Source organism: Actinophytocola xanthii (assembly GCF_001921205.1).
GTDB lineage: Bacteria > Actinomycetota > Actinomycetes > Mycobacteriales > Pseudonocardiaceae > Actinophytocola > Actinophytocola xanthii.
On the sequence record NZ_MSIE01000001.1, the window covers coordinates 13893 to 30713 of the forward strand.

Genomic DNA, 16821 nt, shown 5'->3' on the forward strand with positions numbered 1-16821 from the left:
GATGGTGTCGCTGAACCGGGTCACCGAGCAGTCGACCTCGGCCAGGGTGCTCGCCGGGCTGCAGAATGGGCAGAGCAGGCTCGAGCGGCTGCGCGAGCAGGTGACCACCGGCAAGCAGGTCGGCAAGCCGTCCGACTCGCCGATCGGCACGATCTCGGCCATGGAGATCCGCTCCGACATGGCGACGCGTGGGCGCTACGCCCGCAGCGCGACCGACGGCGTGGCCCGGCTCGGCACTGCCGAGAACGCGCTCACCACCGCCAGCGACCTGATCAACCAGGTGCGCGACCGCGTGCTGCAGGGCATGTCCTCGCCGGCGGCCGGCGACCCGGCCGCCCGGGAGGCGATCGCCAGCGAGATCGCCGCGCTGCGCGACACCCTCCTGTCGGTCGGCAACACCACCTACCTCGGTCGCCCCGTGTTCGGCGGCACCACCTCCGGTGAGCAGGCGTTCGACACCACGACCGGGGCGTACATCGGCGACAGCGGCCAGGTCCAGCGCCGGGTGGCCGACGGCGTGCAGGTGCGCGTGGACGTGCCGGCCAGCGTGTTCGGCACTGGCTCCAACCAGCTCTTCGCGGTCCTGGACTCGGTCGTCGCCAAGATGAAGACCGACCCCACCACTCTGTCGGGTGACCTCGATCGGCTGGACTCGGCCCAGCGCGCCGTCAGCACGGAGATTGCCGGCGTGGGTACGCGCTACAGTCAGCTCACCTCGGCGAGCGACGCGGCGGAAGCCCAGACGGTCTCCCTGACCTCCCGGTTGTCCGACATCGAGGACGTGGACCTGGCGAAGGCGGTGATCGACCTGCAGACGCAGAACGTGGGCTACGAGGCTGCCCTCGCCGCCACCGCGCGAGTGGTGCAACCCTCCCTGCTGGACTTCCTCCGATGACGGCGACCGTGCTGGCCGAGCCGGAGCTGCCGACCATCGAGTTCACCAGCCCGATGCCCGGCTTTCCGGAGCACCGGCGGTTCGTCCTGGTCAACGCGGGCGAGGACGGGCTGATCTACACGCTGCGCTCGGTGGACGACCCGGAGCTGCGGTTCCTGGTCGTCCCGCCCGCGCCGTTCTACCCGGACTACGCGCCCGAGGTGGGCGACCAGGTGATCGAGCAGCTGGCGAGCACCCGACCCGAGCGGGACCTGCTGGTGCTGCTGGTCGTCACCGTCGGCGAGCGCGCCGACGAGGCCACGGCCAACCTGCTCGCGCCGGTGATCCTCGACCGCTCGACCCGACGTGCGGTACAGGTCGTCCTGCAGGAGGATCTGCCGGTACGCGCCCCGCTGCTGGACGCGTAGGAACGAGAAGGGGACGAGGCGCATGCTGGTGCTGACCCGCCGGGCCGGGGAGAGCGTCCGGATCGGCGACGAGGTCACGGTGACCGTGCTGGACGTGCGGGGGGACGTCGTCCGGGTGGGCATCCAGGCGCCTCGCTCCGTTCCCGTGCACCGGGACGAGGTGTACCGGGAGCTGCGCGCGGCCAACCAACAGGCCGTCGTCTCCAGCGACGCCGCGGCCGACGCGCTCAGCGCCGCCCTGCGTCGAGCCGGGCGGACGGCGACGCACCCCTAGCCCGCACCCCTGGCCGGCAGGTAGACCCGGATCGTCGCGCCGGTCGGCGCCGCCTCGACGTGCAGCTCGCCCCCGTGGCGCTTGGCGATGGACTGGGCCAGCGCGAGCCCGAGGCCGACCCCGATCCGGTCAGCACCGGGGCCCTGGCCCGACTCGGTCTCGGCGAGGATCGCCGTGAACACGTTGCCCGACTCCTCCGTGGGCAGGTCGGCACCGCTCACGATGAAGTTCCAGCAACCGTCGACGACCTCGTTGCGCACCGCGATCCGCGCGCCCGACCCGGAGGCGGCAACCGCCCCGGACAGCACGTAGTGGACCAGCTTGGCGAGCCAGTCGGGATCGCCGACGACCTGGCTGGGCCCCCCGTCGGCGCCCGCGTCGCTCACCGTCAGCTCGTGCGGGACACCCTCCTCGCGCAGCAGCCGCACCCGTTCGGCGAGTAGCTCGCTGGTGTCGACATCGTGTGCGGCCAACGGCAGCTGGTTCGCCTCGAGCCGCGCCAGCACGAGCAGGTACTCGACGATCACCATCAGACGACCGGTGTTGCGCGCGAGCGCGGCCACGATCTGGCCGCGGGTCTCCTCGTCGGCCACACCCTCGGCGAGCGCCTCGACGAGGCTCGACGCGGCCGTGAGCGGGGTGCGCAACTCGTGGGACACCGTGGCCAGGAACTGGTTCTTGAGCGTGCCCAGCTCCGCGAGCTCCCGGTTGCGCGCCTCGAGCGCGTGCCGGGCCGCCGCCCGCTCGGTGACGTCCCTGGCGAGCATCAGGTGTGCCCGGGTCCGGCCGTCGAGGGTGACCGGCAGGTAGTCGGCCTCGTAGATCTCGTCGTTGGGCACTGCGACCTCCTCGGCCAGCACCGGCCGACCCCCCGCGATGCCGCGCCGGGCGAACTCGATGGCCTCCCGCACGACCTCCCTCGCCTCCGGCGGCGCCCGATCGGCCAGCTCCGGCAGCGTGATGCCGGTCAGCGACCTCGGCTCGACCTCGTCGAGCCGCATGAAGGTCAGCGCCGTGGCGTTCACGTCCTCGATCCGCAGCTCCTCGCCGACCAGCATGATCCCGACGTTGAGCGAGTCGATCAACGTGCGCAGCCGGGCCGACTCGACCCGCAGCCGCTCCTGGGTCTCCTGCAGCGAGTTCATGTCGATCGCGTAGCGGATCGCCTCCCGCCGAGCACGGGTGGGGTCCGCCTCCGCCAACCTGCCCGCGATCGCCTGCGCCACGACCTGTGCGGTCTGCATCAGCTCCGGGCGGGCCACGCCGGGCCCGGACAGCTCGAGCAGGTGCTCGTCGCCGACCGGAACCGCTGTCCTCCCGGCCTGGCGCGAGCGCGCGGTGCCGGTGGGGACGAGACGTGCGGAGATCACCCCGGGGAGGGTGGCTAGCTCGTTCACCACCTCGAGGATCGCGACGTCGTTTGCCCGCTGCTGGTCGGCGAGGCGGTGCAGCATCACACCGGTCCGCTCCACCAGCCACATCGGCCAGCCGCTGCTTGGTTTGGACGGATACGCGCCGTGCACGGCGTTGGGCACCGGTCGAATCACCTTCCCACTGCTGTCATCCACGCGCGGCTCACAACGCCCCCTTCGGGTAGCCCTTCAGCACAACGCGCTACCAATTCCACAGTCGGGTGAACCTCATTGGAAATACCCGCCTCGGACCTGCCTGCACGTCTGTCTGCACGTACGGTGAACCTAGGCCATTCGGCGGGAATCCACAGAGGAGGCAGGTCGGCGTGGCGGATTCCCAGCACGGTACCGCTGGTGTCGAGAACTCCGTGGCCGACGTCGTGATGGCGGCGGCGGAGCTCACGTCGAGTCCAGTTCCCGCCGACGAGAGCCTCATCGCCAGGATGGTCGACACCCTGCTCGGCGCCGGCGGCGTGCACGACGTCCGTCGGGTAAGAGTCCAGCGTGGACAATATGACGACTCGGTCGGCAAGTTCCGCAGAGGCCAGCGGATCCTGCACCGCGTCCGCATCCCGGGCACGGGCGAGGCCATCGAGGCCGAGCTGGCCGACCCGCACGACCGGGAGTGGGCCGGCGACGACCAGGTGCGGCGTATCCACTCCACGCTGACCCTGGTCTCCGCCGCGACCAGCGCGCCGCCCAGTACCGACCCGATCGAGCAGCTGCTCTGGAACACCCGGGCCGTGGTGGTGCAGCTCCAGCGCGACCGGTGGTCGATCCGCTCGGCGACCGGAACCCGCCTGCTGGGCTACACCTCCGAGATCGCCCGGCACCAGGACCCGCTGTCCTTCGTGGATCCCCGGGACCGGCCGTCGGCGCTGCGCGCCTACGTCGAGACGCTCACCGGCCGGGTGCACAGCCGCACGCTCGACCTGCGGGTGCTCAACTCCGAGGGCGGGTATGTCGTACTGGAGTCCACGTTCGTGAACCTGCCCAGCGGCGGGGGGCGCCGCAGCGTGGCGTTGTACGGGTTGGACGTCACCGAACAGCGGGCGGACGAGGCCCGGCTGCGTGAGCTCGTGATGCGGCTGCGCGGTGCGGTCCTGGTCGTCGATGAGACCGGCCACATCAGACTCGCCAACGAGGCCTTCACCCGTATGTTCGGCGCGCGTGCCGGCGACTGGCAGGGGCAGCACCAGCGGGAGGCACTGCGCGCGGTCGTGGCGGCGAGCCTGGACGACGACGTGACCCGTCAGCAACTCGCGACCTTCGCCCGCGCGCGCAAGCACCGAGTCGGCCGGATCGACCTCGCCGACGGCCGGGTGATCGACCTGGACCGCACCCCGCTGGTCGAGCACGGCCTCGAACTCGGTGCCCTGTGGCAGTTCCGAGACGTGACGGCGGAGGTGGCCAGCCCGCACGAGGCCGACGCCGGCACGTCCGCCGAGCGCCAGAACCGCGTACTCGCAACGGTCTCCCACGAGCTGCGGACACCGTTGACCGCGATTGTCAGCTTCGCGGAAATGCTGGTCGATCCGTGCTCGGGGGAGCTGACCGACACCCAGCACGCGGCGGCGGAGGTCATCGCCCGCAACACCCGCCGGTTGCTCAGGCTCGTCGACGACCTGCTGCTGCTCTCCCGGCTGGAGAGCGCCCGGCTGCCGGTACGGCGCGGCGAGGTCGACCTCGCCGGGCTGGTCGCCACGGCCGTCGCCGACCGGCAGTTCGAGGCCGAGGCAGCCGAGATCGAACTGGCCAGTGAGACCTCGGTCGGACCGTCGCTGGTCGGTGACCCGGGTCGGCTCGCCCAGGTGGTGGACAACCTCATCCGCAACGCGATCAAGTTCTCCGCCCGGGGTGGTCTGGTCAAGGTGACCGCGCGCGCCGAAGGTCCATGGTGGACGATTAGGGTGACCGACTCCGGAATGGGCATCCCGCCGGCGGAGCTGGAGCACGTCACCGCCGGTTTCGAGCGTGGCTCGAACGCGCTCGCGGCCGGGGTTGCCGGCAGTGGCCTCGGGCTCGCCATCTGCCGGGAGCTGGTCGAGCTGCACCACGGCTCGATGACGATCGAGAGCACCGTCAACGTCGGGACCGAGGTGACGGTCACTCTGCCGGCACGGGGAGGAGAATAATGGCGAAGATTCTTGCCGTGGAAGACGAGCCCGACATCGCCCTGGCGCTCCGACTCATCTTCGAGCGGGCGGGTTACGAGTTCGTCTCCTGCGCCGACGGCCGAACCGGACTGCGCAAGGTGCACGAGGAGAAGCCGGACCTGGTACTGCTCGACGTCGGACTGCCCGGAATGGACGGTTGGACGGTGCTGGAGCGGATCCGCGACCTGGCCGACCTCCCCGTGCTGATGCTGAGCGCCCACGGGCAGGAGACCGACAAGGTCCGCGGCCTGCGAGCCGGCGCCGACGACTACGTGACCAAGCCGTTCACGAACAACGAGCTGCTCGCGCGGGCCGAGGCCCTGCTGCGGCGCGCCGGCAAGGCCGCGGGCGGCAACGAGCTCACGGACTCCTATGACGACGGCATGGTGCGCATCGACCGGCGGGCCCGGTCCGTCCACGTGACGACGGCGGAGGGCGAGCAGGAGGTACGCCTGACGAGCATGGAGTTCCGGCTGCTCAACGTGTTCGTCACCCACACGGGGGCGGTGCTCTCGGCGCAGCAACTGCTCAGCCAGGTCTGGGACGACCCGACCGGCCTCGGCCCGGACCGGGTGAAGTTCGCGGTGCTCCGGCTGCGACGCAAGTTGGGCTGGGAGGGCGACCAGTCGCCGATCGAGGCGATCCGCGGCGTGGGCTACCGGTACCGGGGTACGTCGACGGGCTGAGCACATCCCGCTCTCCAACTGGGTCCGCTTGTGATCCTCCGCTCGTGACCATCCGATTGTCGGTGGTGACGGGCGCAGCGCGGGTGCACGACGGGTGCAGTTCGGTTGCGGGCGCCCGACGGTCAGGCCTGCCCGAACCTGGCCAGGTCCTTGCGGGCGACCGGCGCCGGGGCCAACCGCTCCTCGGCGCGCGCGCCGACGTGCGTCGGCACCGCCGAGGGGCCGAGCTCCTCGGTGAGGATCAGGTCGATTCGCGCGCTCGCCTGACGGCAGCGGTGAGCCGCCAGCGCGGTCAGCACCGCGGCCAGCGCCACGATCATGATGGTAAGCAACATTTCCGCTCACCTCCTTCGGTGTTCACTGTGCACCGAGGAAGGGCCGGAAAGAAGACCTCGAGCGGCGCCGCAACCGTGCGGCACCCGTTGCGCTACCGAACTGCTCCGAACCCGACGGACGGGGGTCCCACCGGAAACCGAGATGCACCCGTAAATGCCACCGACGAGCAACGGACGGCAGAGAACGTGGAGATATCCGATTTCCGACGAAGGGTATTCCCATGGTCCGCACGGTCCTCGCGATGCTCGCGTTCGCCGCTGTCGCCACCGTCGGCGACGTCGCCGTGGAGCCGGTCGTGGCGCACGCCGCGGACGACGTCCACGTCGTGGGTGAGGCGATCATCGCCGGACCGACTGGGGCGTTCGCGGCGTCGACGACGGCGAAGGCGGCGGCGAAGGCCGCGGCCCCCGGATGTGACGACCGGAGCTACGCGCTCTCCCCGTGGCGGGTGGACAAGCCCTACCAGTGGACCTACAACCCCAAGGGCACGCCCGCCTCGGTCGCCGCCACCGCGCTCGGCGCGATCCAGCGGGGGAGCACGACGGTCTCCAGCGGCCGCAACCGCTGCCGCACCACCACCCGGCTGACCACCACCAACCAGTACAAGGGCACCACCACGCGCGTGGCCCAGGTGTCGGCCAGCGGGACCTGCGCGGGCAACGACGGCGTGAGCGTGACCAGCTGGGGCCGCCTCCCCAGCGCCTACCTCGCCTACACCTGCGTGTACTACCGGAGCAACGGCACCGTGATCGCCTCGGACATGCTGATCGACAACAGCGTGCACGCCTGGGCGACGACGCTGCCGGCCCGGTGCGTGAAGACCTTCGACCTCGAGTCCGTCGTCGTGCACGAGCGCGGCCACACCGCCGGGATCGGCCACGTCGAGCAGGTCCGGAGCGTGCAGCAGACGATGAGCCCCAGGAACCAGCCGTGCTCGACCACCAAGCGGCTGCTCGGTGCGGGCGACCTGGCCGGCCTGCGCGCTCGCTACGGCGCCTGACCTCCGGTCTTCCTGGCCACGCCGGCGTAGAGCGCATCCTCCTCCGCGATCCGCCCGCCGGGCTCCCCCGCGGCCCCGCCGTCCGGATGCCACTGCGAGGTGGTGACCAGCCCTGGCGGTACCAACTCGAAGTCGCCGAACAGGCGGAGCACCTCCTCGCGGGTCCTGGTGCAGAGGGTGTTCTGCGACTGGTTGATCTCGCCGAGCAGCCGCTTCCCGTCGTAGATGGCGAAGTCGTCGGTGAAGTGGGAAAGGGCGAGGTAGCTCCCGGGGGCGAGTGCCGCGCGGTAGGCGGCGAACACCCCGTACGGGTCCTGGTCGTCGAGGATGTAGTGGCCGATGGTGACCGCGAGCAACCCGATCGGACGGTCGAAGTCGAGCAGCCGCCTGGTCTGCTCGTCGCCGAGGACGATCCCCGGCATCGTGACGTCGGCGTGCACCATGGCGGCACGGTCGTTGCCGTTCAACAGCAGCCGGCTGTGCGCGACGGCGACGTGCTCCATGTCCACATAGACCACACGGGTCTCGGGATCGACCTCCTGCGCGATCTCGTGCACGTTGCCGACCGTGGGGATCCCCGAGCCGAGGTCGAGGAACTGCCGGATCCCCCGCTCCATCAGGTACAGCACCACCCGGCGCATGAACGCCCGGTTGTTCACCGCGACCTTGCGCGCGTTCGGCTCCACCTTCATCAGGTGCGCCGCGAACTCGCGGTCCACCGCGAAGTTGTGGTTGCCACCGAGGAGGTAGTCGTAGAGCCGGGCCGCGCTCGGCTTCTCCAGGTCGACCGACGTGGGAACCCAGTTGGTCTGCGCCGTCACCGGCCTACCTCCCGCATCTCGGGCCCCTGCGCCCCGTCGGACAACCTTACTGATCGTGGGAAGCGCGCGACAACAGCGTCCCGGTCGCTACCCTCGCGGCATGGTCGAGCCTCCCCGCATCCTGGTGGTGGACGACGACGCGCGCATCCGCGAGCTGCTCGAGAGCACACTTCGCTTCGCCGGGTTCGACGTGACCGTGGCGGCCTCGGGGCGGGAGTGCCTCGACCTCGTCGGCACCTCCGCGGTGGACCTGGTCCTGCTGGACGTGGTGCTCCCCGACCTCGGCGGGTTCGAGCTCGTGCGGTTGCTGCGGTCCCGGCGAGACCAGGTCCCGGTCGTGTTCCTGACCGCTCGTGACGGCGTCGACGACCGGATCGCCGGGCTGGGCGTGGGTGGCGACGACTACGTCACCAAGCCGTTCGACGTCGGTGAGGTCGTCGCGCGGCTGACCGCCGTACTGCGCCGGACGCGGGGTGGTGGGAACGCGCCCGAACCGCTGCGGGTGGACGACCTCGTACTCGACCCCGAGGCGCACCGGGTCACCCGAGGGGATCGGGAGGTGGAGCTCTCCCCCACCGAGTACCGGCTCCTGCACTACCTGATGGTGAACGCCGGGCGGGTGGTGTCCAAGGCGCAGATCCTCGACCACGTGTGGCAGTACGACTTCGGCGGTGACGGGGCGGTGGTGGAGAAGTTCATCTCGACCCTGCGCCGCAAGGTCGACGCCGATGCGCCGGCGCTGATTCGCACCGTGCGCGGGTTCGGCTACACGGTTCGCGGCGGATGAGGGTCCGGTGGCCGCGCAGCATCCGCGGCCGGCTGCTGACCGGGGTCCTCGGTCTGTCCCTGGTCGCGCTGCTGGTGGCCGAGGTGGCGGTCCTGCTGGCCTTCCGTGACTACCTCGGCGACCGCACCGACCGGCAGCTGCGGGCGATCGGCGAGCGGATCGAGGAGGCCCTCGCCGGGCGCGGCCAGCTGCGCGTGCGCGAGGGACAGGTGGCCGCCCTGGTCCCGGACGGCGTCGTGGTGCTCGTCCGCGGGGAGGTCCGCGGCGAGGAGCGACCGCTGGTCTCCATCGCGGCCAGGGGCGGGGAGACCAGCACACTCGGCGGGCTGACCCGGACCGAGCCGGTGACCGTGCGGGGCGCGGACCGCGACCTGCGTGCGGTCTCGGTCCCGGTGCCGGGCCTTCGCCTGGTGCTGGACGGGGAGCCGGTCGCGGCGAACACGGCGGTGATCGCGCTGGACGTGAGCGACGAGCAGGACGCCCTGCGCAACCTGGTCACGATCGAGCTGGTCGTCGCCGGGGTCGCGGCCGTCGTCCTGGTCCTGGTGTCCGGAACGGTGCTGCGCGTGGGGCTCCGGCCCCTACGGGCGATGGCCGCCTCCGCCGAGGACATCGCCTCCGGTCGGCTCGGCACGCGGCTGCCGCAGTCGCCGCCCGACACCGAGACCGCCGCCCTGGCCGCCGCCCTGAACCGCGCGTTCGACGCCAGGGAGCGGGCCGAGCGCGGGCTGCGGGACTTCGTCGCCGACGCCTCGCACGAGCTGCGCACCCCGCTCACGCTCATCCACGGCTGGGCCGACCTGTCCCTGCAGGGCGGGCTGCCCGACGGCGAGCGGACCCAGGCGGCGATGGAGCGCATCGCCACCGAGTCGGCGCGGATGCGCGCGCTCGTCGACGAGCTGCTGCTGCTCGCCCGGCTCGACGCCCGGCAGCCGCTGGCCAGGGACCTGGTCGACCTCGGACCGGTCGTGGACGAGGTCCTCGCCGACGCCCGCGTCGTGGCGCCGGACCGGGCCATCAGCCGCGAGGGCGTCGAGGGCGCCGTCGTGCGCGGCGACGAGGCCAGGCTGCGCCAGGTGGTGCGCAACCTGGTCGGCAACGCCACCCGCCACACCCCGCCGGGCACACGCGTCCGGGTGGGACTGGAGGTGGGCGAACGGGTCACGCTGCGGGTCCGTGACGACGGCCCGGGCATCCCCGACGAGGAGCTGCCGCGGGTGTTCGAGCGCTTCCACCGCGCGGGACGCGAGCGGGCCGGGGGCAGCGGTCTCGGGCTGTCCATCGTGGCCGCCGTGGTCGAGGCGCACGGGGGGACGGTGCGGGCCGAGGCCTCGGCGACCGGCGGCACGGTCTTCGTGGTGGCGCTGCCTCGGGCCGATCTTCAGGAAACCCTCAGCTCGGGCACCGGCCGGCGGTAAGGCGGAGCTGATGGTCTGTCCGGGTGCGAGTTCGAGTGCGACGGTGGCTGGTCGTCGCGGTGGCCGGCCTGGTGGTCGTGCTGGTCGCGGCCGACCGGGTGGCGGTGCAGGTGGTCGAGCGACGCTTGGCGGGGCGGTTGTCCTGCGGCGCCGCCGAGGTCGACGTGTCCGGCTTCCCGGTGCTGACCCAGCTGGTGTCCGGCGAGCTCGACGAGGTCACCGTGGACACCTCGCGGGGAGAGGTCCGGACCCGGCTCACGTTCCTGGACCTCGCGCTGGGCGAGGACCGCGGCGCCGCGGCCCTGCGGGTGGTGACCACCGTGCCCTGGGCGACGATGACCGAGCGGATGACCGAGCGAATGGCCGAGAAGGGCCGGCGGTTCGCGGTCGGGCCGAACGGCTCCCGGGTGGCGATCGTGACCGGCCGGAGCGGGGTGACCGTGCTCGCCGGCGTGGCGGTGGACGGGGACCGGATCCGGCTGGAACCCGAGGCCGTCCAGATGTTCGGGCAGGAGATCCCGCTCGACGGCCTGGAGGGGGCCGCGGGCCTGGCCCGGATCCCCGATGATGTGACCCTTCCGCTGCCCACGCTGCCGAGCGGGGTGCGGGCGACCGGTGCCGAGGTCACCGACGCCGGCCTCGTCGTGCGGGCCGAGGGCTCGGACGTGCGGCTGTCCGGGGGCGTCGGCGCCGGGCGGTGCGGGGACGAACAGGACCGGGAACAGGAAGGTGCATGAAGTGCTGGCGACTCTGGCCAGGTGGTGTGGACGACACCGCGGACTCGTGGTCGTGCTGTGGCTGGTGGGGACGGCCCTGCTGCTCGTGGGCTCGAGGATGGTCGGCGCGGACACCGCGGACGACATCTCGGTCCCGGGCAGCGACAGCGCGGCGGCCAACGAGCAGCTGGGCGCCGTGGGCCGGCCGGGCGGGGCACCCTCGGAGCTGGTCCTGCACGGCCGCTCGCTCGACGATCCCGCCGTCGCCAGGGCGCTGCGTGAGACAGTCGCGGCGATCTCCGCGGTTCCCGGCGTCGGCACGGTGCCCGAGCCCGTCCAACCCAACCCCGACCGGACCGCGGCACGGCTGACCGTCCCGCTGGAGGAGGGCGAGCGCGCCGACAAGCGGCTGGCCCGCGAGGTCCTGGACGCCGCCGCTCCGGCCGAGGACGCCGGTCTGGAGGTCGCGCTGGGCGGGGCGCTCGGCCGGCAGCTGTCCGCGGTGGACTCCCGGACGAGTGAGATCATCGGGATCGTCGCGGCGCTGCTGGTGCTGCTGCTCGCGTTCGGCTCGGCCGTCGCCGCCATGCTGCCGGTGGCCACCGCGCTCGTGGTGGTGGTCGGTGGGCTGGCCGGGCTGCAGGTCCTCGCCAGCGCGGTGGACATCCCCGACGTCGCGCCGACCCTCGCTGCCATGATCGGGCTGGGCGTCGGGGTGGACTACACCCTGTTCCTGGTCAACCGGCAGCGGCGGCTGCTGGCCGCTGGCATGTCCCCGGAGCAGGCGGTGCCCCGCTCCTGCGCCACGGCCGGGGCGGCCGTCGTCTTCGCCGGCGCGAGCGTGGTCGTGGCGATCTCCGGGTTGATGATCACCGGGGTGGACCTGGTCTCCTGGCTGGGCTGGAGCAGCGCGCTGCTCGTGGTCGGTGCGGTGCTCTCGGCGGTCACGCTGGCGCCGGCCATGCTCGCGCTCGCCGGCCGGCGGCTGAACCGGGGGCGGGCCGCGGCCGCCACCGACGCCGACCTCGACCGCGGCGGCTGGGGGCGCTTCGCCGGCCGGGTCACCCGTCGCCCGGCGACCGTCGCGCTCGGCAGCGCGCTGCTGCTGCTCCTGCTGGGTGCGCCCACCCTGACCCTGGACCTCGGCCAGTCCGACGCGGGCGACCGCAGCCCGGACCACCAGCTGCACCGGTTCTATGACGCCCTCTCCACCGGCTGGGGCCCGGGCGAGAACGGTCCGCTGTCGGTTGTGGTGCCCGACGCCGAGCGGGCCGCACCCGTGGCGGCCGCGATCGGCTCGACCGAGGGCGTCGCGTCGGTCGGCCCGCCGAGGGAGCTGGGGTCGGGCGCGGTGTCGCTGCGGGTGGTGCCGACCACGGCCCCGTCGGACCCGGCCACCACCAATCTGGTCCACCGGCTGCGGACCGAGGTTCTGCCCGAGGTGGGCCCGGCGCACGTCGGGGGTGCGACGGCCACCCGGATCGACCTCGCCGAGCGGATCACCGCGCGGCTGCCCTGGCTCGTGCTCACCGTCGTCGGCGTCGCCTGCCTGTTGCTGCTGCTGGCCTTCCGGTCGATCCTGCTGCCGCTCAAGGCCGCGCTGATGAACCTGGTGTCGGTGTGCGCGGCCTACGGCGTGGTGACGGCGGTGTTCCAGTGGGGCTGGGGAGCGTCGCTGCTCGGCCTGGACGGACCGATGCCGATCGACAGCTACGTGCCGATGGTGCTGTTCGCCGTCCTGTTCGGACTGTCCATGGACTACGAGGTCTTCCTGCTGTCCGCGGTCCGCGAGCACTGGCGGCGCGACGGTGACAACGACGCCGCCGTACGCCGGGGCGTGGCCGAGACCGGTGGCGTGATCACCTCGGCGGCCCTGATCATGGTCTGCGTCTTCGCGAGCTTCGTGCTCGTGGGTGAGCCCCAGGTGAAGGTGTTCGGCGTCGGCCTGGCCACCGCGATCATCGTCGACGCGACGATCGTGCGCTGCCTGCTGGTCCCGGCGACGATGGTCCTGCTCGGCCGGTGGAACTGGTGGCTCCCCCGCTGGCTCGACCGCCTGCTGCCCCGCGTCCTGGACCACGGCGAACACGATGCTGACGACGCGGGCGGCTCAGATGGTGATCACGACCTTGCCGAACGCTCGGCGCGAGGCGTAGTGGCGGTAGGCGGCGGGGGCGTCGTCGAACGTGAACACGCGGTCGATGACCGGGCGCAGCCGGTTGACCTCGACGGCGCGGTTCATCGCCAGGAACTGGGCCCGGCTGCCGACGGCGACGGCCCGCACGGTGGCACCCGAGGAGAACAGCACGCGGGGATCGATGGGCGGCGCGGCACCGGAGACGAAGCCCACGCAGGCGACGTGTCCCGCGGTTCGCACCGCGCGGAGTGACTCCTCGAGCAGGCCGGCGACGTCGACGACGCGGTCGGCGCCCCGGCCGCCGGTGAGCTCCCGGACCTCCTGGGACCAGTCGGGCGTGGCGCGGTAGTCGACGACCTCGTCGGCACCGAGCTCGGCCAGGCGGGCGGCCTTCGCCGCGCTGCTCGTCGTGGCGATCACCCGCGCCCCGAGAACCTTGGCGAACGCCAGCGCGAACAGCGACACCCCACCCGACCCCTGCACGACGACGGTCTGCCCGGGACGGAGCCCGGCGCCGTCGCCGGTGAGCGCGTTCCAGGCGGTGACCGCCGCGCAGGGGGAGCGTCGCCGCCTCGGCGAAGGAGAGGTGGCCGGGAACCGGGACGAGGGCGTGCTCGTCGAGCAGGGCGAGCTCGGTGAGCATGCCGTCAGGGAACCGGGTCCTCGTGCTCGCGGATCTCCAGCCCGCCGGTGCCGGTGAGGTGGTAGCTGCGCATGCTCAGCCGCCCACTCGCTCGGCGGCCAGCGGCACCTCGCCGGCGGTCTTGCTGTAGCCGAGGGCCTCCACGACCAGGCCGTCACGCACCTGCATCAGGTTCACCCCGCGTACCGAGTCGGTCGGCCCGTCGCCGAAGTGGTACCGCCAGCGAATCGTCGCGCGGTCACCGGCGACCACGACCTCCTCCGGCTCGAACCGGGTCGTGCGGTCCTCGGCGAGCGCGCGCCAGAACGCCAGGCAGGCCTCGCGTCCGACGTAGCGGGCGCCGTCCGGAGCCGGTTGGACGGCCTCCATCACGCAGTCCGCACCGACCAGGTCGAGCAGCGCGTCGGCGTCGTGGCCGGTGAAGGCGTGGTTGAAGCGGGCGATGACGTCGGCGGTGGAGCGGGGAGCCATGAGCGCCTCCATGAATAGACCGGTCGATCTACTGGACCATATCGACCGGTTGATCTACCCGTCAACCAGTGGGAGGCTGGGTCGGTGACCTCCCGTGCCACGACCGCCGGCCCGCGCGAGCGCCTGCTGGAGGCGGCCAAGCGGCTGACCTACACCCGGGGCGTCGGCGTGGGTATCGACGCCCTGCTGAGCGCCTCGAACGTGGCGCGGCGGTCGCTGTACGAGCACTTCGGCGGCAAGGACGGCCTCATCGCCGAGGTACTCCGGCTCGCCGCGGAGGAGGACGAGGCCACCTACCGGCGGACGATGCGGGCCGCGGGCGGGAACCCGCGAGACCGGCTGCTGGCGGTGTTCGACGCACTGGCCAAGGTCGTGGCCCGGCCGGATTTCCGGGGCTGCCGCTATCTCGCCGCCGACCTCGCCCTGGCCGATCCGGACCATCCCGGCCACGCCGTGACCCGCGAGTACCGCCAGCGCGTGCACCACCTGCTCGAGCGGGAGCTGGCCGCGCTCGGCCACCCCCGGCCGGACCTCGCCGCGGACCAGCTCCTCCTGCTCATCGACGGCACGCTGGCGGCCGGAGCGACCAGGCCCGACTCGCGCCCCGCGGCGTCGGCCCGCCTGCTCGCGGAACAGATCCTCGACGCGGGCGCGGCCTGATCTCCACCGCCTCAGGCCGGGGACTGTGCGGCCACGATGCGATCCAGCCACTCCCCCAGCAGGCCGCGTTCGCGCTCGGTCAGCGCGGTGGTCCCCGGTAACGCGGCCCGCAGCGCGAGGGCGTGCGCGACCGGGCCGTCGGCCGCGGTGTCCCGGTAGGACTCGGTGGTCACGGTGGCGATGATCGAGTCGCGGGCGATCGCGGACAGGGCGAGGTCGCGTCGGTCGACGGGTTGCGCGATCAGCATGAGCGTCGTGCCCAGGCCGGCGGCGTGGACCAGGTTCGCGGCGCGGTCCTCGCCGATCCGGAGCCGGCCGGCCTCGGCGACGCGCCGGATCAGGCCGGCGAGGATGGCGGCCGCCTCCCGGGCGGCGGGCGGCTCGGTACCGGGGCGCTGGTCGCCGTAGATCAACGTGTAGAACGCGGGGTTCGCCAGCCCGAAGTCGACGTGCAGGTCCCACCCGCGGCGCAGGTCGGCGACCGGGTCGTCGGTGACCGGGTTGGCCGCCTTGCTGCGCAGGTAGGTGGCCATCCCGTAGGCGCCGACGGCGTCCAGCAACCCCTGCTTGTCACCGAAGATCCGGTAGATCGTCGGGGCCTGCACCCCTGCCGCCGCGCTGACCGCGCGGGTCGAGACGGCGTCGCGGCCCCCCTCGGTGAGCAGGGTGGCGGCCGCCTCGATGATCCGGTCCCGGTTGTTCCGCTCCACCTATCGACGGTAACACCAAGGCGTTAGCGCTCTCCGGAATCAGACCACGCGCTCCTCGTCGTCGGTGTCGGCGTCGCTGTGCTCGGCGAGGCTCCAGGAGAGCTGGAACTCGATCTCCTCCTGGTCCTCGTCACGCTCGTGCTCGATGGAGAACCGGGCGCGCGCCGGTACGCGGATGCGCTCGCCGGCGATCTGGATCCGGAACGGAGTCTCGGTCTCCAGGGCGTCGGCCAGCCGGCGCAGCTTGGCGACAACGTCCGCGGTGGAGTAGATGCGCTCGACGTCCCTCGGTGCGCTGCTCACTGTGTTCTCCGATCTCTCGTGAGGAATTCCGGCGCCACATTGAACCGCGTCGCACCGACGGCGCCCCCGGAAGGCTGGAATACGCGCGCGCTCGAGCGTGTTGACCCGTACGCTTGATCTGTGCCTCCGGTGTCCGAGGCGCATCCCCGACAACCCACCCAGGTGTTCCGCCGGTTCCGCGCGCCCGGCGAACGCGACACGCCATGAACGGAGGCGGCACGACATGAGCAAGATGATCGACGACTGGCGGTACCACGCCGCCTGCCGGGACGCCGATCCCGAGCTGTTCTTCCCGGTGTCCGAGATCGGACCCGGTGCACGCCAGGCGGAGCAGGCCAAGGCGACCTGCGCCGGCTGCCCGGTACGCGAGCGCTGCCTCACCTTCGCCGTCGACAACGGCCTGGACCACGGGGTGTTCGGCGGCACCACCGAGCGGGAGCGGCGCGAGCTCGTTCGCCGCTCGCGCCACCGCGCGGCCTGACGGTCCGTTACCGGTTCCCGGCGGAAGGTTCCGCTTACCCGGCGCGGCTCGATTCCCGACGATGGTCGGCGAGGACAGCCGAACGAGGCGACACCGCCTCACCCGAGCCGGGAGGAAATCCATGGGTCCACTCCAGCAGGAGCAGTCCCCACCGCGCCGGGTACGGCGCGGCACGGTGGCCTCGCTCGCGATCGTCGCCGCGGTGCTGGCCGCAGCGGCGGGTCTGTTCGTCACGCTGGTCGTGACGGAACGGGCCGACACCGCCGAGGTGAACGAGCGGACCGCCGGCGTCGAGCGCGAGCTCGACGCCGAGCGGGACCGCATCGCCACCAACGAGTCCGATGTGGACGCCCTGGACGCGGAGCGGTCGGCGCTGGAGAGCACCAAGCTGGAGCTCACGGCGTGCGCCGACCCGGCCAAGGCATCGGTCGTGGCCGCCGAGAGCGGCGACGACGCCGGCCTCGACACGGCCATCCAGCAGATGCTCGTCCACTGCGGGAGGTGACCC

The 16821-nt window shown here is 72.4% G+C and carries 20 protein-coding genes and 1 pseudogene; 14 read left to right on the plus strand and 7 right to left on the minus strand.

Translation table 11 applies throughout. The annotated features are described in order from the left end of the window. Position 1 precedes the first annotated feature (1 nt). The 3 genes from BU204_RS00090 to csrA are packed head-to-tail and all read left to right on the plus strand — an operon-like array spanning position 2 to position 1576. On the plus strand, positions 2–895 hold the full coding sequence (locus BU204_RS00090) for a flagellin N-terminal helical domain-containing protein (RefSeq protein WP_075123402.1): 894 nt from the start codon (positions 2–4) through the stop codon (positions 893–895). Next, the gene (gene fliW, locus BU204_RS00095) at positions 892–1302 is read left to right on the plus strand and encodes a flagellar assembly protein FliW (protein ID WP_075123403.1); all 411 of its coding nucleotides are present in this window, start codon (positions 892–894) and stop codon (positions 1300–1302) included. The genes BU204_RS00090 and fliW overlap by 4 nt, the downstream gene beginning before the upstream one ends. Before the next feature lie 22 nt (positions 1303–1324). Beyond that, the gene (csrA, locus tag BU204_RS42370) at positions 1325–1576 is read left to right on the plus strand and encodes a carbon storage regulator CsrA (protein WP_075123404.1); all 252 of its coding nucleotides are present in this window, start codon (positions 1325–1327) and stop codon (positions 1574–1576) included. On the opposite strand, the gene BU204_RS00105 is transcribed toward csrA, so the two are convergent. Next, positions 1573–3111 (minus strand): sensor histidine kinase, encoded by a 1539-nt coding sequence (locus BU204_RS00105; protein WP_075123405.1) that lies wholly within the window; start codon positions 3109–3111, stop codon positions 1573–1575. The genes csrA and BU204_RS00105 overlap by 4 nt on opposite strands. A 203-nt stretch (positions 3112–3314) precedes the next feature. Here BU204_RS00105 and BU204_RS00110 point away from each other — a divergent pair, with 203 nt between their 5' ends. Together BU204_RS00110 and BU204_RS00115 are read left to right on the plus strand one after the other, a co-directional pair. Beyond that, the gene (locus BU204_RS00110; RefSeq protein ID WP_075123406.1) at positions 3315–5123 is read left to right on the plus strand and encodes a PAS domain-containing sensor histidine kinase; all 1809 of its coding nucleotides are present in this window, start codon (positions 3315–3317) and stop codon (positions 5121–5123) included. Then, positions 5123–5830 carry a response regulator transcription factor gene (locus tag BU204_RS00115; RefSeq protein ID WP_075123407.1) on the plus strand — a complete coding sequence of 236 codons (708 nt, stop codon included), beginning with the start codon at positions 5123–5125 and terminating at the stop codon, positions 5828–5830. Before BU204_RS00110 ends, BU204_RS00115 begins: the two co-directional genes overlap by 1 nt. Positions 5831–5952: 122 nt before the next feature. Here the strand turns inward: BU204_RS00115 and BU204_RS00120 are convergent, their stop codons facing one another. Next, entirely contained in the window at positions 5953–6165 is a 213-nt protein-coding gene (locus tag BU204_RS00120; protein WP_143229219.1) for a hypothetical protein, read from the minus strand. Positions 6166–6386: 221 nt separating this feature from the next. Between BU204_RS00120 and BU204_RS00125 the strand changes: the two genes are divergently transcribed. Further along, entirely contained in the window at positions 6387–7166 is a 780-nt protein-coding gene (locus BU204_RS00125) for a matrixin family metalloprotease (protein WP_075123409.1), read from the plus strand. Here the strand turns inward: BU204_RS00125 and BU204_RS00130 are convergent. Beyond that, a complete protein-coding gene (locus BU204_RS00130; protein ID WP_075123410.1) occupies positions 7154–7987 on the minus strand; it encodes an SAM-dependent methyltransferase in 834 nt (277 codons plus the stop codon). The genes BU204_RS00125 and BU204_RS00130 overlap by 13 nt on opposite strands. A 100-nt stretch (positions 7988–8087) precedes the next feature. Between BU204_RS00130 and BU204_RS00135 the strand changes: the two genes are divergently transcribed. From BU204_RS00135 to BU204_RS00150, 4 genes and pseudogenes are all read left to right on the plus strand, one after another. Further along, on the plus strand, positions 8088–8774 hold the full coding sequence (locus tag BU204_RS00135) for a response regulator transcription factor (protein WP_075123411.1): 687 nt from the start codon (positions 8088–8090) through the stop codon (positions 8772–8774). Continuing rightward, entirely contained in the window at positions 8771–10192 is a 1422-nt protein-coding gene (locus tag BU204_RS00140) for a sensor histidine kinase (RefSeq protein WP_075123412.1), read from the plus strand. The genes BU204_RS00135 and BU204_RS00140 overlap by 4 nt, the downstream gene beginning before the upstream one ends. Positions 10193–10215: 23 nt before the next feature. After that, positions 10216–10929 (plus strand): LmeA family phospholipid-binding protein, encoded by a 714-nt coding sequence (locus BU204_RS00145; protein ID WP_083660878.1) that lies wholly within the window; start codon positions 10216–10218, stop codon positions 10927–10929. 97 nt (positions 10930–11026) lie between these two features. Continuing rightward, a pseudogene (locus BU204_RS00150) lies at positions 11027–12937 on the plus strand (MMPL family transporter); the annotation flags it as partial. 81 nt (positions 12938–13018) lie between these two features. Here the strand turns inward: BU204_RS00150 and BU204_RS42200 are convergent. Further along, entirely contained in the window at positions 13019–13528 is a 510-nt protein-coding gene (locus BU204_RS42200; protein WP_408607973.1) for a zinc-binding dehydrogenase, read from the minus strand. Here BU204_RS42200 and BU204_RS40535 point away from each other — a divergent pair. After that, positions 13455–13745 (plus strand): hypothetical protein, encoded by a 291-nt coding sequence (locus BU204_RS40535; RefSeq protein ID WP_198942731.1) that lies wholly within the window; start codon positions 13455–13457, stop codon positions 13743–13745. The two genes, BU204_RS42200 and BU204_RS40535, sit on opposite strands and share 74 nt — an antisense overlap. Before the next feature lie 18 nt (positions 13746–13763). Here the strand turns inward: BU204_RS40535 and BU204_RS38780 are convergent, their stop codons facing one another. Continuing rightward, positions 13764–14159, minus strand: a complete 396-nt coding sequence (locus BU204_RS38780) for a nuclear transport factor 2 family protein (protein ID WP_075123674.1) — start codon at positions 14157–14159, stop codon at positions 13764–13766. Between the two features lie 84 nt (positions 14160–14243). Between BU204_RS38780 and BU204_RS00165 the strand changes: the two genes are divergently transcribed. Continuing rightward, on the plus strand, positions 14244–14819 hold the full coding sequence (locus BU204_RS00165; RefSeq protein ID WP_075123416.1) for a TetR/AcrR family transcriptional regulator: 576 nt from the start codon (positions 14244–14246) through the stop codon (positions 14817–14819). A gap of 11 nt (positions 14820–14830) precedes the next feature. Here the strand turns inward: BU204_RS00165 and BU204_RS00170 are convergent, their stop codons facing one another. Both BU204_RS00170 and BU204_RS00175 read right to left on the minus strand, forming a co-directional pair. Then, entirely contained in the window at positions 14831–15529 is a 699-nt protein-coding gene (locus BU204_RS00170; protein ID WP_075123417.1) for a TetR/AcrR family transcriptional regulator, read from the minus strand. Positions 15530–15568: 39 nt separating this feature from the next. After that, positions 15569–15832: an amphi-Trp domain-containing protein gene (locus BU204_RS00175; protein ID WP_075123418.1), complete on the minus strand. Its 264-nt coding sequence runs from the start codon at positions 15830–15832 to the stop codon at positions 15569–15571. Between the two features lie 223 nt (positions 15833–16055). Here BU204_RS00175 and BU204_RS00180 point away from each other — a divergent pair, with 223 nt between their 5' ends. Both BU204_RS00180 and BU204_RS00185 read left to right on the plus strand, forming a co-directional pair. Continuing rightward, on the plus strand, positions 16056–16313 hold the full coding sequence (locus BU204_RS00180) for a WhiB family transcriptional regulator (protein ID WP_075123419.1): 258 nt from the start codon (positions 16056–16058) through the stop codon (positions 16311–16313). A 121-nt stretch (positions 16314–16434) separates the two neighbouring features. Next, complete coding sequence (locus tag BU204_RS00185; RefSeq protein WP_075123420.1) at positions 16435–16818, plus strand: hypothetical protein; 384 nt, start codon at positions 16435–16437, stop codon at positions 16816–16818. The last annotated feature ends 3 nt before the right edge of the window (positions 16819–16821 follow it).